The sequence below is a fragment of the Kineococcus rubinsiae genome (assembly GCF_011839805.1).
GTDB classification, from domain to species: Bacteria; Actinomycetota; Actinomycetes; order Actinomycetales; family Kineococcaceae; genus Kineococcus; species Kineococcus rubinsiae.
This window is the reverse complement of the sequence record NZ_VWPY01000005.1, coordinates 39,067-63,238: the sequence shown is the minus strand read 5'-3', so window position 1 is coordinate 63,238 and position 24,172 is coordinate 39,067. Positions and strand designations below refer to the sequence as shown.

The window sequence follows — 24,172 nt, the reverse complement described above, 5'->3', positions numbered from 1 at the left end:
GGTAGAGATGGCGGGTGGGTGCGCTGTATGAGACCCGCCGGCTCGTGTCCGAGCATTCAATCAACGGGGCAAGAGGTCTTGCCGTGTACCGTTAGCACGTGTAGTCGCTGACGGTCGACGGCGGCGATGGTCACCAGGGGGTGGGTGGGTAGGCCTGCCCAGCGGTGGCCCGGCGCTCGGCCCGGCGGGCGGGAAGCGCCGCGCTCGCGGGCTGGCCGGGCAAGTCGCGGGTAAGCCAGGCAGTGAGCTGGTTGGCGGGTTGTGGGCGGGCGAGGTGGTAGCCCTGAGCGAGGTCGCAACCGGTGGCGGTGAGTTGGTCCAGGACGGCTTCGGTCTCGACGCCCTCGGCGATGATGCGCATCTGCAGGGCGTGGGCGAGTCCAACGGTGGAGCTGACGATTGCGGCCGAGCGGGGATCATCGGCGCTGCGCATGACGAAGGACCGGTCGAGCTTGAGGTCGTCGACGGGCAGGTCCTGCAGGTAGGACAGCGAGCTGTAGCCGGTGCCGTAGTCGTCGACGGCGATCCGGATGCCGAGAGCGCGCAGCGCGTACAGCACCTGGTGGGCGCGGGCCGGGTCGGCCATCAGTACGGTCTCGGTGATCTCCAACTCGAGCAGGTTCGCCGGCAGGTCCAAAGAGCGCAGGGGCAGATCGATCTGGCCGGGAAGCTGCACGTCGAGCAGGTCGGAGGCGGACAGGTTAACGCGACGGTCAGGTCCAGACCGGCGCGGCGCCAGGCGTCGGCCTGCTGCAGGGCGAGCTGCAGGACGTGTAAGGTGAGCCGGCGCATCAGGCCGCTCTGCTCGGCCAGCGGCAGGAAGCCGTCGGGGTAGAGCAGCCCGCGGGTGGGGTGCTGCCAGCGCACCAGGGCCTCGACACCGGTGACGGTGCGGCTGGTCAGGTCGAGCTTGGGTTGGTAGTGCAGGAGGAGCTCGTCGGTGTCCAGCGCGGCCCGCAGCTGCTCCAGGGTCTGCAGCCGGAGCCGGTCGGCTCCGGGGAGCTCGCCGGAGCTGACCTCGTACCCGCTGCGGGTGGCCTTCGCCCGGTACATCGCGATGTCGGCGTGCTGCAGCAGGCCGCCGATGCCCTCGGCGTGCTGGGGGCATAGCGCGATCCCGATGCTGGCTTCGACGTGCAAGCCGGTGCCGTCCAGGTTGAACGGCTCGCGCAGGGCGGACAGCACCAGCCCGGCGACCCGGGCTGCGCCGGCGCTGTCGGTGCCGGGCAGCAGGACGGCGAACTCGTCGCCGCCGAGCCGGGCGAGCACGTCGTGCTCGCCGAGCACGCCGCGCAGTCGCGGGCCGAGCTGGGTCAGCAGCTCGTCGCCGACGTGGTGACCCAGGCTGTCGTTGATCTCCTTGAACCGGTCCAGGTCCAGCAGCAGCACCGCCACCTGCGGCCCGCCCGGGGTTCGGGCCCCGGCGACGGCGTCGGTGACGGCGGTGTAGTAGTGGCGGCGGTTCGGCAGGCCGGTCAGGTCGTCGGTGTGGGCGAGCCGGCGGGTGTGGGCGAGCTCAGCGACCTCGCGGAACGTCATCGCTGTGCGCACCACGACGGCCACGACGGCGGCGGCGGCCAGCGCCTTGGCCAGCACCGGCACGTGCAGGTTGGTGGTGTCAGCGAGCAGCACGACCAGCGAGACGGCGGTGACACCGCCCGGGACGACCAGCAGGCTCACCCCGCTACGGACCAGAACGGGCCGCGGGCTCTGCCACGCCGCGGTCGCGGTCATCAGCGCCGCGACCGGCCAGGCCAGGTCGACCAGCGTGCCGTCCACGTAGATGCCGTGGGCCGACAGCAGCAGGTAGACGATGTCAGCGCCGGTCGAGAGCACGAATCCCAGGCCCAGCCAGCCCCAGCAGCCACGCAGCGGCCAGCCCAGCGCGGCCAGCGCCCCTAGGCAGATCGCGACCAGCAGCAGGTCACCGGCCGGGTAGGCCAGCAGCGTCAGGACCGCCGCCCGGCTGCCGGTGGCGGTCGCCTCGACCGGTCCGAAGACGAGCGCGGTCAGTGTTGCGGTACCCAGCGCGGCGACCAGCGCGTCCAGGGCAGCGCTGCGCCGCAACCGGGTGATCTCGCTGCGGGCGAGCTCGATGACGCCTGCGGCCTGCAGGGGGTAGGCGACGAGCCAGAGCACGTCTACGGCGTTCGGGCTGACAAAAGGCTCGGCATCGAACCCGCCGAAGGCGTAAGTGAGGTTTCCGGCGGTGGTCGACAGCATCCCGGTACCGATCAGCAGCCAGCCCACTCGGCCCCGTCGGCGCAGCGCGGCCCGCGCCAGCACCAGGACGGCGGCACCGACGATGATCGTGCTGTAGCCCCAGTTGTCCCACCAGTGCCGCGACAGCAGCCCGCGGTCCAGCAGCAACGCGGCCGCCAGCGGCAGCAGACAGGCGGCCAGCGCCGCCAGGACCACCCCGACCGGCCGCGGCCTTCTCGTCTCGGCGGGCATGCTGACTCATCGGCCGGCGGACGGACCTCCGACAGCGCCCGATCGGGTTGTTCACGACGAGGACCGAGCTCAGGCCCCGCGTCGGCCCGCATGGAGGCGGCGCCGAGACTGAATTCAGCCACGCCCGTCATGGGCTGGTCGGACAGCACCGACAAGATCAATGAGAAGGATGCGGTGATCACCGCGCGTGTGAGCGCGCAGCTGCGCTGCTACGCCCCCAGGTCATCGATGGGACGTAGAGCCGCCTGCGGCACCTCGGCGCCCGCCATGAACGGCTGCTGACCATGCAGGTCCCACAGATGAGCGACCTACTGAAGTGCGTCTGGCCGACGGCGCTTTAGGCGGCGCCCCCCGTTCCGGTTCCGAACGTGACGGCGAGACTTCACCAAGACCAAGCGACTAGAACTGACACGACTGGATGACGTCGGCGGTCAGGACGTCGACGTCAGCGCTGGATCTTCAGGTGTTGGGGGAGTTGTCGGCGATCGGGTCGAACATGAACCAGCTTGGCTCGAGCGGTAAACGTTGCGGTCCGCGGGGACAGTCGTTAGCGGTGAAGGCCGCGGTCGTGGAGACGCTGCGGATGGACGTGGTGCGGCTGACGGCGGCGTCGAGTGGCCCTTCTGGATGCGCCAGTGGTAGTCGGTTGCCCAGTGCGCAACGAGACGGCGGGTTCGATTCGGCCGAAGGTACCGTCAGTGTCGCGGTTGCAGCGGCCGGGCGCCTGCCCAGGTGGCCCACCGCCACAGCCGTTCAAGCGGGCCCTGCCGGAAGCGTCGCAACCAGAGGGTGGAGAGCACCCACTGGACGACGAGGATGGCGGCTGCCACGAGGAGCACCTGGGTCCAGGAGCCGTCGTGTGTCCAGTCCAGGGCGGAGCCCGCGAGGACCATGACGGGGGTGGCGGCGACGTAGTTCGTCAGGGCCATCCGCCCGAGCGGCACGAACACCATCTGCAGCGTCTGCCGCAGCGGGGTCCGCAGGAGGATCAGAACGGCCGTGACGTAGGTCCCGGCCAGTGCGAGGCCGGCGACGGCGGAGGAGGTGGAGAAGTTCGAGTCCGCCAGGTCGCCGCCCTGCCAGACGAGCGCCGGTACAGCCGCGGCGGCGAAGCAGGTGAGCAGCACCGCCGGCCCGCGCGTAGAAGTGCCCAAGCGGTCGACGACGCCGTAGCGGACCAGCGCCGAACCGAGCAGGAACAGCGCCGGGATGAGCGCCCAGCCGCCGCCGGCGAGCAGGACGGTGGTCGGCAGGAGCACCGCCGCACCGAGGGCCACGACCCAGCGGGGCAGCCAGGAGGACGGCAGTAGCACGAGCAGCCCGAAGACCGCATAGAAGAGCAGGGCCTCACCGGGGTGCAGCTGCTGGTGCAGGAAGCCGAGCGGCAGGAGCAGCGCGAGCCGGCGCAGCAGGATCACTCGCGGATGGGCGGTTCGCTGGGCGGCGGAGGCGAGGAACAGCGAGAATCCCATTCCAAACAGCAGGGAGAAGATGGGGAAGAACCGCTGCTGGACGAGGAGCTGTAGCCAGCCGCCCGGGTTGTCGAGGCTCGGCAGCGCCCCGGGGAAGTGGCCGACTCCCTCGATGTTGACGAAGGCGATCCCGCAAAGCGCGAAGCCTCGCAGGACGTCTAGGGCGGGGATACGCGACCGCCCGCCGTCGGCGGGTTGCACCGCGATGATTGCCGGACCGGGCGCCGAGGCGGCGACGTCGTTGTTCACATCACGATCTTGGTGTTCGGCCGTGCGGGCGCGGATCGGCCGCACGGCTGGGACGACCGCGGCCGGGTCGGCCGGACGGCCGACCTGCACCCAGCACGCTTTTCAAGGGGAGCCGACCTGTCCGGACTCCCAGGCCCACGCGGCGACCTCGACCCGGTTGCGGGCCCCGAGCTTGGCCTGGATGGACGCCAGGTGGGTCTTCACCGTGCCGAGGGAGATGAACAGCTCCGCCGCGACCTCGGCGTTGGTCAGGCCCCTGGCTACGAGGGGCAGGACGTCGAGCTCGCGGGCGGTCAGCGGCTCGTCCGGTGTCCGGGCCGTGGACCGGGTGGACAGCTGCTGGAGCAGGCGTACCGTGACGGCGGGGCTGATGAGGGACTCACCGACCGCTGCGGCGCGTACGGCCTCAACCAGCAGCGCGGGACCGGAGTCTTTAAGCAGGAACCCCACTGCCCCGCTGCGCAGGGCTGCGTCGACGTACTCGTCGAGGTCGAAGGTGGTGACCACGACGACCTTCGCGGGGTCGGTCACTTCTGGCCCGGCCAGTAGGCGGGTGACCTCCAGGCCGTTCAGGTGGGGCATGCGGATGTCGACCAGCACGACGTCGGGACGCAGCCGGCGTGCGGCCTCGACGGCTTGGGCGCCGTCGGCGCAGGAGGCGACGACGTTGATGTCGTCCTGGGCGTCAAGGATCATCGTGAAGCCGGCGCGGACCATCTCCTGGTCGTCGGCGATGAGCACGCGGATGTTCATCCGCCACTCCTGGACCGGCGCGTCGTGGCGTCGGGTGAGACGGCGCCGGCCGGGATGACGGCGTCGACCACCCACCCGCCCTCGTGAGGACCCGCGGTTAGCGTGCCACCCAGGGCCGTGACGCGTTCGCGCATGCCGACGACACCGAAGCCTCCACCCGCAGGCGTCGGGGTGGGATCAGCCCGGCCACGAGTGTTCAGCACCCGGACGCCCACCCCAGCGCCGGTGCAGCGGACCTGCACGCGCACCAGCGCTGCGCCTCGCGCGTGACGCTGGACGTTGGTGAGGCTCTCCTGCACCACGCGGTAGACCCCGGCCTGCACCTCCGCGAGCAGCCCGGTGCCGTCGCCATCCACCTGCAGCTCGACCGCATCGGCGGCGCCCGCGGCGCGAAAGCGACCCACCAGGCCGGTCACATCGGCCAGCCGGGGCGTCGGCAGCCGGTGCGCGCCGGGCGTTGGGTCGGTGCGCAAGACTCCAACCAGGCGCCGCATGGCGGCCAGCGCCTCCGTTCCTGCGATCTCGACGGAGGACAGCGCCTCGACCACCGGCGCGGGTGCCTGCCCCGGGGTCGCGGTGAGGACCGTTCGAGCTGCCTGGGTGGCCACGACCATTCCGGTCACGTGGTGGGCGACGACGTCGTGCAGCTCGCGGGCGATCTCCTGACGTTCGGCGCGGCGCACCGCGGCGACGAGCATGCGCTGCTGAGAGTCGACGGCGCGCAGGCCGATCCCGGTCGCCGCGGCCGCGGTGACTCCGACCGCGAGCAGGGCGGCGTATAGCGGCGCGTCGCGCACGTCTTCCCGTAGGGACTGGGCGAGGACCGCCACGACCAGACTCCCCATTAGAACCCGGTCCTTTCGACCGGTCGCGGAGCGCCACCGCGAGGCTAGGAGCAGCAGCAGGACCGCGGTCTCGGTGAGTCCCCATGTTCCCAGGTACCGGTAGTCCAGACCGGCAAGAACTGAGGTCCCGGTGAGGGAGAGCAGCACCGCGGCCACGGCCAGGGCATCGCGGCGGTGCGGCTCTCCGATCGCCAGGGAGGCACCCGCCAGTGCGGGGACGCCGAACACCACCGCGTAGGGCCAGCCTGGCGTGATCACAAGGCCGTCGAAGGCGGCCAGCAACACCACCAGCATCACCAGGAGGCCGGTCCACGGCCTGCCCAACCAACCCAGTGCGTTCCTCACGGGTCCCACCGTGCCAGGTCGGCGACCCAGGGTCGCCACCTCATGCGCACGGAGCCACGACGCACCGCACATGTCGACGCCGCGTGGAAGGCCCACACCTGCTGCGCAAGACCAGTCTGCAAGACGACAAGGTGTCGGGATAGCATTCGGCGGCACCCACAGGTGCAATAGAACGAGGATCACTAGACCGGGCAGTGTGCCGCCTACGTCCAATCAATCCGCGTCGAAGGGTGCAGTTCATGGCGATCCGCTTCCCCTCCTCCACCCGCGTCGCCCTGGGCGGCGTCGGCGTCGCTGCCGCCGTCGCGGTCAGCACGCTGTCCGCTGCTCCTGCGCAGGCAATTGCGAACGGCGAGGATGTGCCGGACGGCCGGTACGGGTTCGTTGCGGACCTCGAGGCCCGCGGCATCCCGGCAGTCGGCGGCGGAACACGCGACAGCGCCTGCTCCGCGGCGCTGATCGCTTCGGAGTGGTTGGTCAGCGCCGGTCACTGCTTCCACAACGGCGACCCCGCCGGGCGCACGCCCACCTCAGGTTGGGTGGGACCGGGGCAGGCCGTGCCGTACCGCGTGGACGTCCTACTCGGCCAGGCCACCCGCTCAGGCACCGGCGGCCAACGGCGTCAGGTCGTGTACGTCCAGCAGGTCCCGATCGCCGGTACCGACCTCGCGCTGGCCCGCCTCGACCGTCCCGTGACGGACGTGGCGCCGGTCCGGCTGGCGGTGGAACCTGCCGCGTCCGACGAGGTTGTCCGGCTCGCCGGGTGGGGCGCCACCGCAAGCCCCGCTTCTATTACGCAGCGGCCGAACCGGATGCAAACCGGTCTGTTCACGGTCACCGGCACAACGACGACGAACCTGACGGTACGCGGCCGCAGCCCCGAGGCCACCACCAGCCCCTGCCCGTACGACTCCGGGGCCCCGTACTTCCGTGAGACCCCGACAGGGGTGCGCCTGGTAGGCATCGAGTCCGGCGGCCCGGCCTGTCCGCACGACCAAGACGACATGGCCACCCGCACCGACCTCGCAGCGGTGCGGAGCTGGGTCGGCGGCGCGCGGCTGCGCGGGCTGGCGGAGAGCACCAGCCCGCGCTGACCCGGCGCCAGCACTCGCGCACGCCATGACGTTCGCCTGAGAACTCAGAAGGCGAGCGTTTGTCGGGACTGCGACGCCGGCAGCGCGAAAGCTCAACGCCACAGCGCTGGACGTGCGGACCGACACACCCAGCTCGGTCGCCTTACCGGACACCGAACCGTCAGCGGCCGCCGGCGACCCGCTGAGCTACAACGACGTGCCGTGCTGGGTGTACGACGCCCTGTTCGAGCTGAACGTCGAGGTCGACTTCGTGCCCCACGACGCCATCAATCTTGCCGAGTAGGCCCTCGTCCTCACCGCGGCGCTGTACGCCGCGCGCAAGCACTGTGGACGCCCTGCCCGCCTACGTTACGCAGGGTGGCCACCTCTTCGCCACGATGCGGACGGCCGTGGCCGGTGACAACCTCACGGCCTGGTACGACCGCGCCCGCACGGACTCACCGACGTCTTCGGCGTCACGCACAATCAGTTGTCCACTCCCGAGGATGCGCGGCTGTCGTTCGTCGACGTGCTTGGAGAGCGCCTCGGTGGCCCTGCTGACGTGGGGGTACCGCAGGCGCTGGCGGTGCTGGAGCTCTTGACCCCGGCCGAGAGCACTGAGGTGCTTGCTACGTACAGCCACGCCGCGTGATCGCGCTACGCCGCGCTGACCGAAAACGCCTTCGGCGCCGGCACGCCCGCACCCGAGGTCGCCGACGAGCTGGACCTCGTCATGCTCAATGACGTGGTGCAGGAGGAGTTGGTGACGGGTCCGGGAGGACAAGTGGGGGCGTCTACTGGCTCCAGCGCGGCCGGCTCGTGTCCCCAGACCGGCCCTTCGGAGAAGTCACTTCCCGGACCCGCGACGCCATCGTCCACCCGCACTCATCGGCCCCGCAGGAGCATTGGTTGATAGAGAGGGGTGCCATGACCGGAAGGTGCCCGTCGCTCGGGTGGAGGAGTGCAGTCTGCTTCTCCTAGCGCAGCCCTCGTCGACCTGGCAAGGTCGGCCGACGTGACCGGGAAGGCAGGGGAGGAGCGTAGGGAGCAGGTGTCGTTGACGGAAGTGGTGCAGCAGGCTTTCCCAATGTCGATGACTTCCGCCGTGGCCCAGGCGGCGCGAGTGCTGAACGACCAGCATCCCCGCCGTTGGCGGGAGGTGTTCGTCGATGGGGAGCTGCTGCGCATCCCCGTCCGCATCTATGAGTCCGCGGCTCCGATGGAGCTGTTCGACACGCTCGATGGGGACGCGCGGCTGATGGCGCAGTGCGCCCTGACCCGCCACCACGACGGGTACGTGCGCCAAGCGCACCTGAAGAAGATCATCGACGTCGATCGGGCGTGGGTGGCCCCTTACGTGCTGGCGTTGTTGGGTGAGTACGTCCTCGAGATCGTCCAGGACGTGCACGCGGGGTTGAGCGAGGTGGCGGTTGCCGGATCGTGGCAGCGAGCGCGGTATGCCCGTTTCGCCAGCGAGAACGCCGGCTTCATGGAGCTGACCCGTCAGCGGGCGCTGAGCTACTGGGACCTCTACTACCGCGGTCGTTACCGCACCTTCGCTGACTACCCCGCCGCGCAGACCCTGGCGATGATCGAGGCCGTCGCAGCTGAGGGCGCTTAACCCTTCAGGCCAGCCTCCTGTGTAGGCAGCGCGGCCCGGGTGAGGGGGCGCACAAGACCCCTGACGAGTAGTCATCGACATGACTACAAGGTCGCCGGCCGCGCGTCAGCGCACGACCAGCGGCATGGGCGCGCGCAGCTAGACGCTGACGCCAGTGCGCGTGAACGCAGCCCTGTGCGCCGATCGAGTGATCGACGCACTCGGCTGCAGGGCTAGAGCCATAGTGGCTTCATGCTCTTGCGCCCACTCCCGTCGTCGATGCGTGGCAGCGTGACCTGGGTGGTGATGGGGGCCGTGTACGCCGTACTGGTTGCCGGGTTCGTAGTGATCACAAGAAACTGGGCCTTGTCGCCGCTCGTCGTGTTGGGACTGTCTTGGATCGCGCGAGGACTCCTGCTCCGGAGGGCCAAGGTCGTCGTCGATGAGCGGGGGCTCCTGGTGAATACTGGTGGGTTGAAGGACCACTTCACCGCATGGCAAGACGTAGATGCGGTGAGCGTGGATCCTCCTGGTGGGCCCCGCCGGATGCGCGTTCGTCGTCGCGATGGCGGGGAAGTGCTGTTGCCTGAGCTCGCTGAGCTGGACCGCGCACGCGTGTTGGAGGCCTGGCCGCGTTGATCTCTATTGCTCTACGGGTGCCGCGGTGGGTGACTGTGGCGCCCCCATCTCGGCATAAGCGCGCCTTCACGTGAGCATCGTCATGCGCGCTGGCTGGGCGTGCATGCCGCCCCGTCACCTGCCGATGCTCGGATGGTGAGGCCACCACCGTTTGCAGGCTCGCCGTCATCGCACAAGGCCCGTCAGTGGCGCACGTCCATGGCGGCTTGGCGTCGGCAGGAGCCCTGGTCTGCGGAGGAGGACTTGCTCTTGGCCGGCTGTGACACGGCTGAGGAGCTCGAGGCGTTCGCGGTGCGGTGGGGGCGCACTTTCGCTGCCTGCGAGCAGCGTCGCCGTCGGCCTAAACCCAGGGTGGACCTGTAGGGACGCGACCGGACCTGACTGGTTCCGCACGACCAGCGGCATGAGCGCACGTTGGTCGAGCCTGCCTGACATGCTTGCCGTGTGGATGAGCCGGAGGGTGAACGTATCTGGGACCAGTTCGACAACACTTGGTTAAGAGACTTCGCGGGCCTGTCGCTCGAGGCGGCTATTGCGAAGGCGACGGCCGAGGGTCGAGCCATAAGGGTCATACGACCAGGCTCTGAGGTGACGCTGGATTTCCGTCCCGACCGCCTGAACCTGCGTTTGAATGCAGGCGGTGAGCTCGACGAGCTGAGCGCAGGATGAGGTGCATCCCGGCTTCGGCCCGGTGCCCTAACCAGCAGCGGGAGCTGCCCTTGAATGAGCGTGCCCGTCGGCGTCGAGCAGTTGCGCACCGCCGTCGACGAGCTGCGGTCAGGACGGGTGTGAGCGACCAGCCGGCGGCCAGTCTGCCGAGCGACCACGACGGGCAACCGCATAAGGGCGCTCAGCTGTCGGCGAGCAGGTCCCGCGCTGCTTGGAGGATGTCGGCGTCGTAGGCGGCACGGTGTTCGGGGTTGTCCTCCCACTCGCTGGCCGGCCCGACGAAGCGCATCAGGGCGTCCGGTTGGTCCAGGTCGAAGGAGGCGTCCAGCCAGATGCGCCGGGCAGCTTCGTAGGGCGTCATGGTCCCCTCCACGGCGGCGTGGGCCCAGGCGCGGGACATCTCCCAGAGGGCGTCCTCTTCGGTCAACGTGGGGGCACCCAGCTCGTCGAGGGCAGCGGTGAAGGCGTCTCGGACATCTCGAGCATCGCCGCCGTCCATGCCTGCGACCTCCCCCAACAAGGGGGAGTCGTACCCGTTGACCAGTGCCTCCGTGGCCCAGGCGGGCATCTGCTCCGGTGTCAGCAGGCGCAGCAGAGCGCGGGCTCGAGCACGGCGAAGGCCTTCCACTTCGGCCATGATGCCGTCTCGGATCGCCCGAAGGGCGAGAAGACCGCGAGGTGCCCGGCCGCTCGTCACGCACCCGTATCGCGGCATGAGCGGTGGACGGCCCGAGCCACCGAGACCTGCTGTGTACAGGCTGGGCGGATTGCGCTGGTGCGAGTTCAGACGCTGACAGCCTCAGAGATGCGCACGTCGCTCACATCTTCATCGATGCTCCAGCGCCCGTGCTGGATGAGCACACCGTTGTCGGCGCTACCCGCCCCACCCTCGATGAAGGGCAACGACTGCCACTGCCCACCGAGGCGTCCCTCGAGTGCCGGCGCCTCCGGCAGCGGCGACCTCCATGGCTCCAACGCGTAGGACACGAACAGGCAAGCCAGAGCATCGCCACGTGCGATCGCTGGCCCCCAGAAGCCATCGACGTCACCGTCGGTCAGGGGTCGAGCAGCGGCGGGTACGGGTGTGGAGATCGTCGCACCGCTGTGCCAGCCGGTGGCGGGTCGGAAGGCTTGCGCCTGGTGCGGGCGTCCCAGCGGGTGACCTGCACCTCGGGGTCGCTGAGGCTGGCGTGAGCGCTGAGCCATTGCAGGGGGGTCCAGACACCTCCGACCAGCGCCTCGATGGTCAGGGGGGTCGGTTCGTGGTCTGCCGGGCCGTCCAGCACCGCGACGCAGTAGGCCACCTCGCGGGAGACGACGACCGGCGCGAAGGAGCCGCGTCGTCCCGCAGTGTTGATGATTTCCTGGGTCGTACCGAAGGTCCGCAGGGCGGGCGGCGAGTCAGGTGCGCTCATGAACGCAACGTAGCGGCAACGATGGTGCCTCCTCAGGCAACAGCCCAAGTTGTTGGCGACCGCGCGACCAGCGGCATGAGTAGCCCTGTGTCAAGCGGCCGCCGCGAGGACGGTCTGCAAGGCGCGGTGTTGGGCGGGGTCGTAGGCCACGCGGTCTTGCCAGCAGCGCCAGATGACGTGCAGCCAGGCGCGGGCGAGGATGCGGGTGGCGTGCGGGTGGTCGCAGCCGCGGGCGCGAGCTTTGCGGTAGAGGTCCGCGGCCCAGGCGTTGGCGTGGTGGGAGTCGCTGGCGAAGTCGGTGACCGCCCCGCGGAGTTCTTTGTCGACGGCCCAGCGGAAGCTGACGATGCGGACCTTGCCGGACTGTCTGGTCGATGGTGTCGCCCCCGGCGAGGCTGGTCAACGACTCCGGGGTGGGGTAGCGGCCGCGGCAGTCACCGATCTCGACGAGGAGTCGGGCGGCGCGGACGATCCCGGCCTTGGGTAGCGAGGTGAACACGACGGCGTCGGGGTGCGCCAGGAGCTGGGTCTCGATCTGCTCTTCCAGTGCCTTGATCTGGGTCCGCAGCGCGGTCAGGCCGGCGACGAGGGCGGCGGTGATGTGGGCGCGGGCGTCGGCCTGGTCCCCGACCGTTCCGCGGGTCGCCGCGGCCAGGTGGGCGTGCAGCTGCTGCGCGCGGGCGGGCTGGGGGTAGTGCTGGGTGCGAAGCCAGTTCTCCAGCCGCTTCGGGGTGAGCCAGTCGACGCGTGCCTGGGTGGGGAAGCGGGTCAGGAACGCTAGGGTGATCGCGGAGTCGACGTCACGAAACAACTTGATCGCCCCGGGCAGGACGTGTTCCAGCTGCGCGCGTAGCTGATTAGCCATCCCGACGCGTGCGGCGACGAGGTCCTTGCGTGCCCGCACGGTCATCCGCAAAGTGACCGTGGCGGGGGAGTCCGGCGTCAGCGGGTGCAGGCGGCGGCGGTCGGTGCGGACGGCGTCGGCCAGGACGTAGGCGTCGAAGTGGTCGTCCTTGTTCCCGGCCGCGCCGTAGCGGTGGCGCAGGTTCTTACCTGGTTCGGGGCGATGACGAAGACGGTGAACCCGGCCTCGAGGAGCGCGTCGACGATGGGCCCGTCGCCGCGTTCGATGGCGACCTCGTTGACACCGGCGCGGGTCAGCAACCGGGTCATCCGCGCCAGGCCGGCGGTGGTGTGCTCGACCATCTCTCGGACGGTCTGGACGCCCGAGGCGTCGACGACGGCGACGGCGTGGTCAGTGCTGGCCCAGTCGATACCGCCGGTGGGTGCGGTGAAAGGGTCCTTGACCTCTCGACGTGCGGCGTTGACGTGTTCGACACTCATGGTGTCCTCCTTGCTGTTGGAGCAGCAGGTGGGCACCTGGTGGTCTCAGGACGCCGGTCGCTCACTGATCGGCGCTCGATGGCGCATAGCCCTGTCGCCAGTCACTCCCGTCCTGGGGCCACCGGACCCCGCAGTACTTATGCCGGACCTCTCCGGGTCTGCGCGAGGTGGGCGGTGGTCCGGTGGTGTCCAAGTGCACCAGCAGCCCCTTGCCGCTGGCACCGCACACGGTGCCGCAGGCGACCGCTGGCGGGAAGAGTCTGCGCAGTGAGCGCGCGTGTGGAGGGACGAGCGACTTCGTTGGGTGAGGGCAGGATCGTTCGGCTGGTCCAGGGGTGGTGGCGGTGACGGCTACGCGGGTGGGTCTTGGGCGTGAAAGCGGAGCTGGAAGGTGGCACCACCTGAGGGGGTGGGTACGACGCGGATGCTGCCCTCGTGGTGGTCGATGATCGTGGAGGCGATGGCCAGGCCTAAGCCGGATCCGCCACCGGTGCCTCGTTGGCGGGAGTCGTCCACTCGATAGAAGCGCTCGAAGACCTTCTCAGACTGCTCCCGCGTCAAGCCGGGTCCGTGATCACGAACTTCGACGACGGCTTCGGCTCCTGTTGGGGTCTCTGTGGTCCCGACCGCAACCTCGATGGGTGTCGTGGGTGGTGTGTGGTGGATGGCGTTGGCCAGCAGGTTGGTCAGAACTTGACGCAAGCTCCCGTCCTGTCCGAGCACTGGGGCAGGGCCGGGCCCGGTGTCATCGCGGAGGCCCATCAGTCGCACGCTGCGCTGCGGCGCGAGAGCTCGCGCGTCGTGAACGGCGTCTGAGGCCAGGACAGCGAGGTCGACGATTTGGTACTCGTGCTTGTGCTGGCGCTGGCTTTCTTCCAGGCGGGCCAGAGTCAGCAGGTCTTCCACCAAGACGCCTAGCCGTGTGGACTCCGCTTCGATGCGGCCCATGACGTGGGCGACGTCATCGGCCTTGCTCACCGCTCCAAGACGGTAGAGCTCCGCGAAGCCTCGGATGGCGGTTAGGGGGGTGCGCAGCTCGTGGCTGGCGTCGGCGACGAAGCGGCGCATCTGGTCATCGATGCGCTGTCGTGCGATGAAGGCTTGCTCGATCTGGCTGAGCATCGCGTTCACGGCGCTGGATAGCCGGCCTACTTCTGTAGTGGCGGCTGTGGCCGGCACACGTTGCGTGAGATCACCTGCGGCGATGGCTGAGGCGGTGCGCTCGATGCTTTGTAGGGGCCGGAAGGAGCGGCGGATCGCCACAGCGGCCAAGACAGCGCCTCCGAGCAGGGAGACGGCCTGGAAGTCGTCGACGGTCTGGCTGGTCCCGCTGAGCGGTAGGGCAACGGCGACGTTGATGGGGTAGTCGGCGGCGCTGCGGATGATCACACGCCAGTCGTCACCGCCGTCGGCGTCCGGCACGGTGAAGGGTGTCCCAGCGTGGGCGTGCACCGCGGCTGTGGTCATCCTCGGCAAGGTGGGTGCTGGGCCTTCTCCACCCTCCATATCGGACGGGATAATGTACGGAATCCCGTGTTATGATGACCAAGGAGGTACACGTCGTCGGTCTGTCAGCGTCGGCGTGGTCCGCACTGCAGCGTGCGTGGTCTGACTGACGCACGAGATCGTTGCCGTAAGACGGGAATGGGCCAAGTGAGCCTCACGCGCTGGAAGCGGTTGACGCAGTGCCTCTCATCGTGGTCCGCAGATCACGTTGATGGCGGTGATCGTCCTCTTGACCTCAACAGGGGTCGACGACGACGGCTGTGGGGCATGCGTCATTGCTCACCACGTAACCTGCGGCGACTCAGCAGCTAGGTGCAGATTCGAGCCGTAGACGTGCCGGACCATGGAAGGGTGCCGTACCTCGCCTGACCTGCAGACGTGTAGCAAAGCGGGTCACGGCCCTGAGAGGTGGGCACGCTGGGGCGACCGCCGAACCACACCTCGATGGTTTTCCCAGCAGGTACAACGAAGGCGCGCTCTGCATCACGCGACCATTGAGGCAGCTGGCCGGGCCAATCGACCCCACGATCGTGCATGTACCTGACGTACCGGTCTTCACGCCACGTGTTCGTCAGCCGGACGCCGTAGCGGACCTGCTTGACGTAGGGCCCAGGGGCGATCTGTACGCACGCGGTTGCGATGATCACGCGGTTCACGGACGGGCTGGGGTCGCACTCCACCCCGGTACCCGACGCCGAGGCGGCAGGAGCAACGACCAGCATGCTGAGGGCCAGCGCGGCAGTGCCGAACATTGCGGGGATCAGTCGACGGGGTCGGTGACTCATCACGCCTCCTAGAAGGTTGTCCCCCGTAGCCGGGACGTTCAGTGTGAGCATGCTGTGACGAACGGTCAATGGTCGCCTTATTCGCGCGGTCACCCCTAGTGCAGGGGCGGACTGGGATGGGCTGTTTGGGCCGTGACTCGCGCTACCCGCGGCCCGGGCCTGGGCCAGCAGGTCCAGCGGTGCCGCCGCCGCCTGCTTCCGCTCCTGCGCCTTCTGCTCCCAACGGGGAGGCGCGGTGAGCCTCACGCCACAGCACTATCGTCACGGGTTACAGCGGCAAAGAGCCATTGCTTACCTATCACACAACCGATAGGCACAACTGGCCCTTGTCCGTCGTCATTACCACGCTAAACCAGCAGGGTTACTCGGGTACGACTTGGTATCCGTCTATCGTGACCTGATCGATAAAAGGTAGGCACCCCTTATGTCGGAGAACGTGCGCCATCCCACATAAGGTGGTTGTCATCTCTTAGTAACCAATTTCCTCCGCGGGCCAAATCGAGATACAAGCATAATGGTGATGCCGATAACTAGTAAGAAAACGGCAGCCGCTAACAACCAACGGACCACGTCCCACTGCGCCTTACTGGCGCTATAGCACTGTTGAGTCACGCTCAGCCGGGTCGCGTTAGACATCTCTCCGCCGAAAACTTCACGACTCATTCGGCGCACGTGCCAGACCGAGCCGCATAGGACGCCACTGTCCAACCTGACTGATGAACGGAGAAGTAGCGCAGTCAAGAGTAGAAGAGCGGCGGTCATGACCCCCACCGTCCAGGCTGTGATGCGGGCAAAAGTGCTCATGGTGTGGAGCATGCTCTACGCAGTGCATCAACGTGGTCCTTCGACTGCTCGATCATCGACTCTGCTAGCACGAGACGGCCGGTGCCGGTGGTGTCGACGGACTCGAGCACCTCGCCGTCCGGCACATTCGCGACGACCGCGTCCAGTAGGACGCTGACGGGGTCGGGTACGCCCCTGGGGCTGCCCAGAGATAAAGGACGTTATCTGCGGGCGTGACCGCTAAAGCTGCTCTAACGGTCATTTCCTCACGGGGGTGATTCGAGCTAAAGCTTCCGCGTAGGAGAGCTTGAGGGCGGCGAGACGTCTGTCGACGGGGTGGCGGACTCAGAGACATCGATGACCCGATGATCCGGAGGTGCAGGCTTAGGAGGTGCAGGCGAGGCAGTCGACACGCTAGCCACCAGGCCGGCGGCAACCTGAGGTGAGACTGCGGCCAACGCAGTGAGCTCCGGCAGTTGGGCCATGAGGTTTCGGTGGGCCCGTGAACGTCTGCAGGCGTCGATGAGCGAGGGCACTGAGCGGACGAGCCGAAGGAGCATCCAGAGCGCGGTCACGAGTGCTGCTGGGCCGGAGACGGTGGGCAAGGAGTCAACAAAAATATGCACATAAAGGTATTCGGCTTGAGCACGCTCCGACTTGACTCCATTACGTCCGCCACGTCGTGCATCGGCAGATCTGCGCAGGACTTGAGGATCCGACTGGTGTGACTTGGGTCACTGCTAAGGCAATGGCTCTGCGGTCAGCTCAGCAGGATCGAACAGACTTAGCTGACGCTGCGCCACCTTGGGCGTCAGTGCTTTCCGAGCAGACGACGGTGGTGGTGGCGGCTATGTTGCGCTGGTGGTTACTGCTGTGGAGGTGCGACTGGGAGGCGCTGCGGCCGGTGTGCCCGCTCGCGCCTACGCCAGTGTGCTGCAGCAGGTGACTTTCGCGCTTGAGGAGATCGACCGGATCACCCACCCGATGCGGGCCACCCGGCCGGCATGGTCGGTCACCCGCACCGACTGGACGGCCAGCAGTGGTCCGGTGGTCATCTTGACTCCCGATGCCGACCCGCGGCGCCGTTCGGAGGAAGACATCAGCCGGCCCGCACGGGCTCTGGTCGACGGCGTCTTGACCCTCAGCGAGGTGCCGGAGATCCCCGACGGCTTCAGCGAGGGGGTCATCGAGCGCATCGGCAATGTGCGTCGGCAGGTCGACGGACGCCACCGCGGCCTGCAGGCGGTCACCCTCATCAGCGTCAACGGCGCCCGCTCTATCCCGGCGGAGGTCAGCGAAGCCGTCGACCGCAATGCCCGAGCGGCGGTGACGGGCACTTCCTACGCCTACGGCTCACTGGTCGGCACGCTCGACGTCATCAGCGCCCGTCGACACAAGCGGCGCATCGGCCTGCTGCCTGACTACGGCCCTGCGGTCAGCTGCAACGTCGACAAGCTGGCCGATGACGTGGTGGTTGGCTTCTTCAACAAGCGGGTAATCGTCGGCGGGCTGCTGCGCCGCAACAGCCGTGGACAGGTCGTGCGCTTGGACGCCGACCACTTGGAACTGGTCCCAGGCTTGTCGCCAGTGCGGGCAGCGGACCTAATCGGAGCCTTGCCGGATCTCGGGGACGGCTTGAGTGTCAGCGAATACCTCGCGAGGCAACGTGCCCGTTAGTCGTCCTCGCGTCTACGCCGATGCCGACCTCTTCCTCAGCGTCTTGAAGGGCGAGCCGCGCCACGCAGAGGCCTTGCGGGTCCTAGAGGCAGCCGAACGCCGTGACATTCAGCTGGTCGCCTCCAGGCTGTTGGCCGTCGAGGTCGGCGGCTACGGCGGCGACCGCCCAGGCCCAGGACCCGCCGAGGACCTGCTCACCCGCTTCCTGGACGGAGTGGGCACCGAGTGGGTCGAGGTCGACCTGCTCGTGACCCGGGAGGCTCGACGCCTGGCCTGGGAGTACCGCCTGCGTGCCGGTGATGCCGTCCACCTTGCGACCGCGGTGCGCCGCAAGGCCGACCACTTCATGAGCTTCGACCGGGGCTTCCCGCACGGCCAAAACGTCGAAGGCACCGCCGTCAGCGAGCCTGTGGTGGTCTGGCAGCCCACCCTCTACGACCAGTAGTCGCCAGCACCGGATTAACTGTCCTGCAACGCTCGATACAAGGTGGCGCGCGAGACGCCTACGGCGGCCGCGGCCCCGCCCACTGAATGTTGCCCATCAGTGAGCAGCGCCTTCGCCGCGGCCAGCTTGGCTGGGGTCATCAGCGCCGGCCGCCCGCCGCGTCGCCCGCGTGCTGCTGCGGCCTGCAGCCCCGCGGCGGTGCGCTCACGAAGCAGGTCACGCTCGAACTCGCCCAGTGCGCCGAAAAGGTGCAGAACGAGGCGGCCGGTGGCGGTGGTGGTGTCGATGGACTCCGTCAGAGAGCGGAAGCCCACTCCCCTGCTCGCCAGCTCGTCGACGAGCTGCAGCAGGTGGCGCAGAGAGCGGGCCAGGCGGTCCAGTCGCCACACGACGAGGACATCGCCGGGACCTAGGCGTTCGAGGACGTCGTCCAGCGCAGGGCGGGCGGTCAGGGCACCGGAGGCGGTGTCGGTCCACACCCGGTAGCAGCCGGCCGCAGTGAGGGCATCGTGCTGCAGGGCGGGGTCCTGGGCGGTGGTGGAGACGCGGGCGTAGCCGAGCAGGTGAGCAGGCGCAGAGACGGGCACAGCCGGACGGTCTCAGAAAGCGCCGACGTCGCGTGGGTGAGACGCCGGTTGTGGACACGGGTTCTGAGACGGCGTGTCGGGCTTTCCGGCCACTCCCCCGTCGCGTCTCACAACCGGTCGGTTCCGAGACGCCCACCAGCACCATGAAGCGCCATGACTCCTTAACGATCTCTCGGTCATGTCGAAGGCGGGAGGTCGCCAAGGCGTCAGGGCTGCGGCGCCACAGGCCAGCGACGAGCCCGGCAGGGGTGCAGGACACCTACGATCCAATGGTGTCTCTCGGGTACTTCTCGTTCGTCGCCTTCGCTGCCGTCCTGACGATCATCCCAGGCCCCGCCATCGTCTTGATCATGAAGAACGCGGTCCTGCGCGGCCGCAAGGGTGCCCTGATCACTGCGGCTGGGGTGTTCTCCAGCGACCTGGTCTGGGTGAGCGCCTCGATCGCCGGTCTGACCGCGCTACTCGTCGCCTACCGCCCCGCGTTCGAGGCGCTTCGCTTCCTCGGGGCGGCCTACCTGATCTACCTCGGTGTCCGGCTCTTCCTCAACCGCGGGCACGGCAGCGACGAGGACCAGGCGCCGGCGCAGTCCGCGCGGGGCCGTACAGGCCGGGCCTACCTCGAGGGGGTCCTGGCGGAGCTGTCCAACCCCAAGACGCTGCTGATCTTCACCACGCTGATCCCGCCCTTCCTGCCCGCCCACGCCACCCCCGCAGACGTGGCCGTCTACGGCCTGACCTTCGCCGTGGTCGGCTTCGCAGCGAGCGTCGCCTACGCGCTGGTTTTCAGCGCCTCCCGACGCCTCGTGGCCGGCCAACGAGCCAAGAAGCTGCTTCTGGGCGGCAGCGGTGGCGTCCTCACGGCGTTCGGTGTGGGCCTGGCCGTCGAGGGAGTCCGCGAGATCTAGACGCCCCGCCCCCAGGGGTCGGTGACGCATGAGGCGGGCACTAGCCCGCCGGTGCTTAGCGAGTCGCCGACCACTCCTGCGCCAGCAAGGCGTACCCAACCCCGTCCAGCCACCCCAGGTCGCGGTGCAGGAGCTCAGCGGGGGCGTAGAGCACCCGGCGCATCCCCACCCGTTCAGCCAGCCGGCACGAGGCCTCGTTCGCAGCAAAGGCGTTGGCCACCACGCGGCGCACGTGCAGGTCCTCGAAGCACATCCGCAGCACCTCCCGCAGTGCCTCGGTGGCGTATCCGTGTCCTCCCACGCCCGGGTCCAGCGCCCAGCTGAGCTCAGCCTGCACTCCGCGGGCGTGGTCGCGGATCTCACGCTGGGCCCAGCCCGCCACGACCTTCACCATGAAGTCGCCCACGATGCGGCCGTCGAGCTCGATGACGAGCACGTCGCGCAGGCGCGGCGCCAGAATCGTCCGCCAGTCCTCCTGATCGACGGGGCCCCAGGACCCCCACTGACTGACGTCGTCCAGTCGCCGGTAGACCCACATCGAGTCCTCGTCCTCAGCGGTGGCCCGCCGGATGCTCAACCGGGCAGTGTGCAACGGCCACGACACCGTCTGGAGCGGGGTGGGGTCCTCTTGATCAAGATCAGTCACCGATCAAGCCTGCCAGGTAGCCCGCGAAGTATTCACGATCACGCCGCGCTCAGTGCGCAGTCGGCCCGCCATGTAGCGCCGTCAGCAAGACGCCGCTCACCGCTGCAGGTCACACGCTGAGGCCGTTCCTCCACCGCGTCTCACAACCGGTCGGCTGTGGGACAGGAGATGCCGTTGTAGAAATCTCCAAGGTGACTGACCGGTGTTTGGCCGCGCCCGACGACGGCTCCGTGGGGTGACCCTCATCCTGAGGGGCGGGCGCCACGCAGAGTCGGCACCTCGGTCCCGCGTCTGGCCTGGGCAGGAGCGGCGTAGCCAGGCTGTAGGCATGTCCGACGTCAGGCGACTAATCATGTGTCCATCGACATCGACGAAACGGCGGACCTGAGTCCAACAACGATCGCCGGATGTCCACCCCCACCAGCGAGACGACGTCCCCACTACCTGCACGCTACTGACTGCCGCTTATCCACTTAGCGGCAAACGAAAGTGCCCCGGCCACCTTGGGTCGGGGCACTCCCATTGTTCTCGGTTCGCGAACTCAGACGAGAGGGCACTTTAGCGCTCTTGCCCCTGCTCGCCGCTGTAACTTGCTTGCGAGGTCGGCAAGGAGCGGTCGAAAGCTGGTATGTGCCCCTCGGGAGAGGGTCGTCCCCTCAACCGACGCCAGCTTTCGTGCAAGCTGTAACGAAAAGACGCGGCGCGGGATCGCAGTGTGATGTGTGGATGCAAGTGCTCGAACTTCATTGTCTCCTCCACCTGGAACCCCAGATAGTCAGCAGCTGACGCGAAGGTAGTTTAACGACTGCACGGATCCTGTGGAGGTGCCGCCGGCCGCCTTCCCAGTCGTGACAATACGGTAGGTGTAGGTACCGTCGCCACTGCAGTCATAGCCGACGCCGTAGAGCTCCGAGAAGGAACTCGAGCTCCAAGACGACGACTGACTGTGCATGCCCTGCCACCCGTACCAGCGGCTGCGCTGCACGGAAACGGTGAACCTCTGAGGAGCGTAACCGGCGCCACTGCAGAACTGGCTGCCGTCCCCGTCGATGAAGATGCCGGCCTTGCGGGGGTCAGATGCGTAGACGGTGCAGACCCAAGAGGCGGCAGCAGCCTGAGCGAGGCTGGCAGGCGCAACGGCCTGACCGCTGCCTTGGGTGGTGTAGTTCGCATGACCCTTGGGTAGATCAGTCGAGGTGGCAGGGACGATGGTCGTGGTTGGTGTCGGCGCTGTTGTAGCGCTCGGGACGGGACTGGCGGCGTGGGCGGCTGCCGTTGGCAACAACGTGACGACGGCGGCCAATGCCGCAGCCCGTACAATCGAACGTCCGTTCATGAGGACCCCCCGTTCGAGTAAGGCCGGCCATCTTCGCCCGGCCCGGAAATCCTAACGCTGGACAACAGTTTCGCGGCCCCCCTTAGGGGCGCAAAACTCTGGGAGATCTATGCATTTTCCTGTGCGGGCTACTCATGCCGCTGACCTTGCGCGGTCGACGTCTCATAACGGGTCGGCTGTGGGACGCGGGATGCTGTATGGATAACTGCTAAAGGGACCGATCGGTGCTGGCCGGGTCCGTGCAGGACCGTCGTGAGTCACGCTGCAGGCATGTGCGATGCCAGGCGACTGATCACGTCCATCGACATCGACGAGACGGCAGGACCTGAGCCCAACGACGATCGACGTCTGTCCGTCTCTGCGCTGCACGAGCTCACTGGTGGACGGCGACTGACGTTGCTCGACGACCGCGGCTGAGCCGCCAGTGGCCCCAGCGGTATCTGGTCCTACGAGTCGGTGGAAACGCTGACGCAGACCGCACGCACGGTGGTCGGGCCCGACGAGCCGCTCGAAGGGCGCTCCTATGAAGAGGGTGCGGCGCTGCACTGGGCCTACCTGGCGGGTATCGCCCAGGAGCAGGGGGTGCCCGTTGGGGCGGGCGAGCTGGCGGCGTTTCCCCACGACGTGGACATCAGCGCCCAGATCCGAGCACGGCTGACCGGCGTCCCGAGCCCCGGGTAATCTTGCCCTCATGTCGAGATGCGGGCGATCTCAAACAAGACCACCAGCTACCTTCGATCAATAGTGCTCACCCACCGACGAAGAGGTCACCATGGGCAGCGAAGCCTCGTTCTTCCCCATCCCAAGCGACACCCTGGCTGCCGACGACCTCGATGACGTCCCTTTTTCCACCCCCGTCTGGGCCGCGCCGCCGGCCGACCTCATCCCCGGCGTCGTCGGTTTCAGCGTCGAGCTGGGCCGCTCAACCAACACCGTGGTCCTGCTCGAGGGAGCCCGCGCCTACCCCCACGGCGTCGAGTTGCGGCTGGTGTTGCGCTTCCGCGAGACCCACCGCCGCGCAGCACGGGACCTGGTCGAACGGCTAAATCTGCACCACGGCCGCGGCAGCCTCAGCCTGGCGCTGCCCGCCGGCGGCCTGCGCTGGGGAGTGCAGTTCGCCGACGGCCAGAAGGTCACCTCACTAGATGAGTCCCCATGGGAGGCCACCGGGGTGCCTGAGGGCGTGGATCTTGCCGAGTGGCTGGTCGATCACCCGGTCATGGAGGCCACCACCCGCCCCAGCACTTTCATGAATACCTGGAGCCGGGACGTCTGGTTATGGCCGCTGCCGCCGCCCGGGGTGCTGCGCCTGGTGTGCTCCTGGGCCGAGCGGGGCATCGGCGAAACGGTCACCGAGGTCGACGCCGAGGTCTTGCGCCAGGCCGCCGAACACTCCCGTCTCCTGTGGCCCTGACTGGTCACCTGCGCGCTCATACCGCTGGTCGCGCGATCATGCCGCCACGGTGGCGCCTCAGTGCATCAGCCAGCGGCCGTCGCGGGGACCCCAGGCGTTCCCCCGTCGCTAAGCAGGGGGTCCTCGCCAAACAGGCGCAGTAGACCTCGCGCGTCGGCATCGCTCGTTTCGACGTAGGCGACGAAAACGCGTCCTTGAGCGTGACGGTGCGCCCACTCCAAGACCTCCTCGACGTCGCCGGCTCCGCTGATCCGTCGCTCATCGCAGGCCCGTGCGACATCCGGCCCCGGCAAGCCCCAGAAATACACGCGGTAGACCGGCTGAGCTAGCTCCCAGCTGATGTCGCGGGGATCTACGCCGTGGACGTCCATCCCGCCATGGTCACAGGTCGCACACTCGCCCGAGGCGGAACGTCCGGTCATGCCGCCGTCCGCGCGCGATCAAGGACGGTCGACGACTTCACGATCTTGCCGACGAGCGAGTGGCATGCTGCCCTTTCGCACCGACACGCGCAGGAGGACCACCCGTGGACTTCTTCCCCGACCCGCCCCCGCCCTCCGACGACGGGGAGCACGACGACCCGCCGCAACCGGTCTGGTCCAACGCCCCCGATGACGTCGTCCCCGGCGTGGTGCCTCTCGAGCTGGTCCTAGGCCGCTCCGAGAACGCGGTGGTCCTGCTGACCGGTGTCCGTGCCTTCCCGACCGGGCTCGCCATGACCCTGGGTGTGCGCATCCGCGGGCGGGCACAGGGCCACGACCTGAATGCCGAGGTCTTCGACGGGCCCTACGCCCACAGCATGGGACCCGATTGGCAGGCGGGGCGGTTGAAGTGGGGCTTCGAGCTGGCCGACGGACGCCGGGCCACCAACGTCGACCCCCCGGTGTGGGACGAGCAGCCCAACCAGGACCATCAAGGCGCGGACGACCGTCTGTGGCAGCCCGACCGCCCCGTCCTCAACGGCGGCGGCGGAGGCGGCGGTCCGCGCTCGGTCGACCGGGACTACTGGCTGTGGCCGCTACCGCCAGTGGGGCAGCTGAAGCTGGTTTGCCAGTGGATGGACCGGGGCATCGAGACCACCGTCCACGAACTGGACGCCCAGCCCTTCCTTGACGCTGCCGCTCGCGCTCAGCCGGTATGGCCCTCCCTCTGACCTGTTCATCAGCACCTCGAAGAACGAGCGGTGATGCCGCGACCAGGACGTCGACGACGTCACGGTCTTGTCGAAGA

Annotated in this window: 22 protein-coding genes and 1 pseudogene; 10 read left to right on the top strand and 13 right to left on the bottom strand. The window is 68.3% G+C overall.

What is annotated here, in order from left to right:
• Positions 1–130: 130 nt before the first annotated feature.
• The 5 genes from F1544_RS25230 to F1544_RS26140 form a co-directional block, all read right to left on the bottom strand.
• Positions 131–676 carry an EAL domain-containing protein gene (locus tag F1544_RS25230; RefSeq protein ID WP_167582737.1) on the bottom strand — a complete coding sequence of 182 codons (546 nt, stop codon included), beginning with the start codon at positions 674–676 and terminating at the stop codon, positions 131–133.
• Positions 586–2,454: a putative bifunctional diguanylate cyclase/phosphodiesterase gene (locus F1544_RS25225; protein ID WP_167582734.1), complete on the bottom strand. Its 1,869-nt coding sequence runs from the start codon at positions 2,452–2,454 to the stop codon at positions 586–588. Before F1544_RS25225 ends, F1544_RS25230 begins: the two co-directional genes overlap by 91 nt.
• Before the next feature lie 695 nt (positions 2,455–3,149).
• Positions 3,150–4,175, bottom strand: a complete 1,026-nt coding sequence (locus tag F1544_RS04850) for a DUF418 domain-containing protein (protein ID WP_308469878.1) — start codon at positions 4,173–4,175, stop codon at positions 3,150–3,152.
• 102 nt (positions 4,176–4,277) lie between these two features.
• Positions 4,278–4,928 (bottom strand): response regulator, encoded by a 651-nt coding sequence (locus F1544_RS04845; protein ID WP_167582731.1) that lies wholly within the window; start codon positions 4,926–4,928, stop codon positions 4,278–4,280.
• On the bottom strand, positions 4,925–6,118 hold the full coding sequence (locus F1544_RS26140; protein WP_167582728.1) for a sensor histidine kinase: 1,194 nt from the start codon (positions 6,116–6,118) through the stop codon (positions 4,925–4,927). Before F1544_RS26140 ends, F1544_RS04845 begins: the two co-directional genes overlap by 4 nt.
• A 239-nt stretch (positions 6,119–6,357) precedes the next feature.
• On the opposite strand from F1544_RS26140, the gene F1544_RS04835 reads away from it, so the two are divergent.
• The 4 genes from F1544_RS04835 to F1544_RS04820 all read left to right on the top strand — a co-directional run bounded on the left by F1544_RS04835 (position 6,358) and on the right by F1544_RS04820 (position 10,099).
• On the top strand, positions 6,358–7,212 hold the full coding sequence (locus F1544_RS04835; RefSeq protein WP_167582725.1) for a S1 family peptidase: 855 nt from the start codon (positions 6,358–6,360) through the stop codon (positions 7,210–7,212).
• A gap of 112 nt (positions 7,213–7,324) precedes the next feature.
• The gene (locus F1544_RS04830) at positions 7,325–7,495 is read left to right on the top strand and encodes a hypothetical protein (RefSeq protein WP_167582722.1); all 171 of its coding nucleotides are present in this window, start codon (positions 7,325–7,327) and stop codon (positions 7,493–7,495) included.
• Between the two features lie 747 nt (positions 7,496–8,242).
• Positions 8,243–8,812 carry a hypothetical protein gene (locus tag F1544_RS04825; RefSeq protein ID WP_167582719.1) on the top strand — a complete coding sequence of 190 codons (570 nt, stop codon included), beginning with the start codon at positions 8,243–8,245 and terminating at the stop codon, positions 8,810–8,812.
• Positions 8,813–9,874: 1,062 nt separating this feature from the next.
• The gene (locus F1544_RS04820; RefSeq protein WP_167582716.1) at positions 9,875–10,099 is read left to right on the top strand and encodes an I78 family peptidase inhibitor; all 225 of its coding nucleotides are present in this window, start codon (positions 9,875–9,877) and stop codon (positions 10,097–10,099) included.
• Between the two features lie 181 nt (positions 10,100–10,280).
• Here the strand turns inward: F1544_RS04820 and F1544_RS04815 are convergent, their stop codons facing one another.
• The 4 genes and pseudogenes from F1544_RS04815 to F1544_RS04800 form a co-directional block, all read right to left on the bottom strand.
• Positions 10,281–10,736, bottom strand: a complete 456-nt coding sequence (locus F1544_RS04815) for a hypothetical protein (protein WP_167582713.1) — start codon at positions 10,734–10,736, stop codon at positions 10,281–10,283.
• A gap of 418 nt (positions 10,737–11,154) precedes the next feature.
• Positions 11,155–11,514, bottom strand: a complete 360-nt coding sequence (locus F1544_RS04810; RefSeq protein WP_167582710.1) for a hypothetical protein — start codon at positions 11,512–11,514, stop codon at positions 11,155–11,157.
• 90 nt (positions 11,515–11,604) lie between these two features.
• Positions 11,605–12,858, bottom strand: a pseudogene (locus F1544_RS04805) (IS110 family RNA-guided transposase).
• 351 nt (positions 12,859–13,209) lie between these two features.
• Positions 13,210–14,325 (bottom strand): sensor histidine kinase, encoded by a 1,116-nt coding sequence (locus tag F1544_RS04800; protein WP_167582707.1) that lies wholly within the window; start codon positions 14,323–14,325, stop codon positions 13,210–13,212.
• 2,480 nt (positions 14,326–16,805) lie between these two features.
• Between F1544_RS04800 and F1544_RS04795 the strand changes: the two genes are divergently transcribed.
• Positions 16,806–17,609 carry a hypothetical protein gene (locus F1544_RS04795; protein WP_167582703.1) on the top strand — a complete coding sequence of 268 codons (804 nt, stop codon included), beginning with the start codon at positions 16,806–16,808 and terminating at the stop codon, positions 17,607–17,609.
• A complete protein-coding gene (locus F1544_RS04790; RefSeq protein WP_167582700.1) occupies positions 17,599–18,054 on the top strand; it encodes a type II toxin-antitoxin system VapC family toxin in 456 nt (151 codons plus the stop codon). The genes F1544_RS04795 and F1544_RS04790 overlap by 11 nt, the downstream gene beginning before the upstream one ends.
• Before the next feature lie 14 nt (positions 18,055–18,068).
• Here F1544_RS04790 and F1544_RS04785 read toward each other — a convergent pair whose 3' ends face one another.
• Positions 18,069–18,641: a recombinase family protein gene (locus F1544_RS04785; protein WP_167582696.1), complete on the bottom strand. Its 573-nt coding sequence runs from the start codon at positions 18,639–18,641 to the stop codon at positions 18,069–18,071.
• Between the two features lie 272 nt (positions 18,642–18,913).
• Here F1544_RS04785 and F1544_RS04780 point away from each other — a divergent pair, with 272 nt between their 5' ends.
• The gene (locus F1544_RS04780) at positions 18,914–19,546 is read left to right on the top strand and encodes a LysE family translocator (protein WP_167582693.1); all 633 of its coding nucleotides are present in this window, start codon (positions 18,914–18,916) and stop codon (positions 19,544–19,546) included.
• 55 nt (positions 19,547–19,601) lie between these two features.
• Here F1544_RS04780 and F1544_RS04775 read toward each other — a convergent pair whose 3' ends face one another.
• Together F1544_RS04775 and F1544_RS04770 are read right to left on the bottom strand one after the other, a co-directional pair.
• Positions 19,602–20,123, bottom strand: coding sequence for a GNAT family N-acetyltransferase (locus F1544_RS04775; protein ID WP_244307922.1), 522 nt, complete (start codon positions 20,121–20,123; stop codon positions 19,602–19,604).
• Between the two features lie 844 nt (positions 20,124–20,967).
• On the bottom strand, positions 20,968–21,528 hold the full coding sequence (locus F1544_RS04770) for a hypothetical protein (RefSeq protein ID WP_167582690.1): 561 nt from the start codon (positions 21,526–21,528) through the stop codon (positions 20,968–20,970).
• A 456-nt stretch (positions 21,529–21,984) separates the two neighbouring features.
• On the opposite strand from F1544_RS04770, the gene F1544_RS23335 reads away from it, so the two are divergent.
• Together F1544_RS23335 and F1544_RS04760 are read left to right on the top strand one after the other, a co-directional pair.
• Entirely contained in the window at positions 21,985–22,209 is a 225-nt protein-coding gene (locus F1544_RS23335; protein ID WP_208971309.1) for a hypothetical protein, read from the top strand.
• Positions 22,210–22,300: 91 nt separating this feature from the next.
• Positions 22,301–22,942 carry a hypothetical protein gene (locus F1544_RS04760; RefSeq protein WP_167582687.1) on the top strand — a complete coding sequence of 214 codons (642 nt, stop codon included), beginning with the start codon at positions 22,301–22,303 and terminating at the stop codon, positions 22,940–22,942.
• Between the two features lie 65 nt (positions 22,943–23,007).
• On the opposite strand, the gene F1544_RS04755 is transcribed toward F1544_RS04760, so the two are convergent.
• A complete protein-coding gene (locus F1544_RS04755; RefSeq protein WP_167582684.1) occupies positions 23,008–23,313 on the bottom strand; it encodes a hypothetical protein in 306 nt (101 codons plus the stop codon).
• Between the two features lie 155 nt (positions 23,314–23,468).
• Between F1544_RS04755 and F1544_RS04750 the strand changes: the two genes are divergently transcribed.
• Positions 23,469–24,095, top strand: a complete 627-nt coding sequence (locus F1544_RS04750; protein WP_167582681.1) for a hypothetical protein — start codon at positions 23,469–23,471, stop codon at positions 24,093–24,095.
• The last annotated feature ends 77 nt before the right edge of the window (positions 24,096–24,172 follow it).

Excerpts from the sequence above, each read along its gene's own strand:
- F1544_RS25225 (WP_167582734.1), bottom strand. The coding sequence starts at position 2,454 with ATGCCCGCCGAGACGAGAAGGCCGCGGCCGGTCGGGGTGGTCCTGGCG.
- F1544_RS04845 (WP_167582731.1), bottom strand. The coding sequence starts at position 4,928 with ATGAACATCCGCGTGCTCATCGCCGACGACCAGGAGATGGTCCGCGCC.
- F1544_RS04835 (WP_167582725.1), top strand. The coding sequence starts at position 6,358 with ATGGCGATCCGCTTCCCCTCCTCCACCCGCGTCGCCCTGGGCGGCGTC.
- F1544_RS04815 (WP_167582713.1), bottom strand. The coding sequence starts at position 10,736 with ATGGCCGAAGTGGAAGGCCTTCGCCGTGCTCGAGCCCGCGCTCTGCTG.
- F1544_RS04810 (WP_167582710.1), bottom strand. The coding sequence starts at position 11,514 with ATGAGCGCACCTGACTCGCCGCCCGCCCTGCGGACCTTCGGTACGACC.
- F1544_RS04800 (WP_167582707.1), bottom strand. The coding sequence starts at position 14,325 with ATGACCACAGCCGCGGTGCACGCCCACGCTGGGACACCCTTCACCGTG.
- F1544_RS04770 (WP_167582690.1), bottom strand. The coding sequence starts at position 21,528 with ATGAACGGACGTTCGATTGTACGGGCTGCGGCATTGGCCGCCGTCGTC.
- F1544_RS04760 (WP_167582687.1), top strand. The coding sequence starts at position 22,301 with ATGGGCAGCGAAGCCTCGTTCTTCCCCATCCCAAGCGACACCCTGGCT.
- F1544_RS04755 (WP_167582684.1), bottom strand. The coding sequence starts at position 23,313 with ATGGACGTCCACGGCGTAGATCCCCGCGACATCAGCTGGGAGCTAGCT.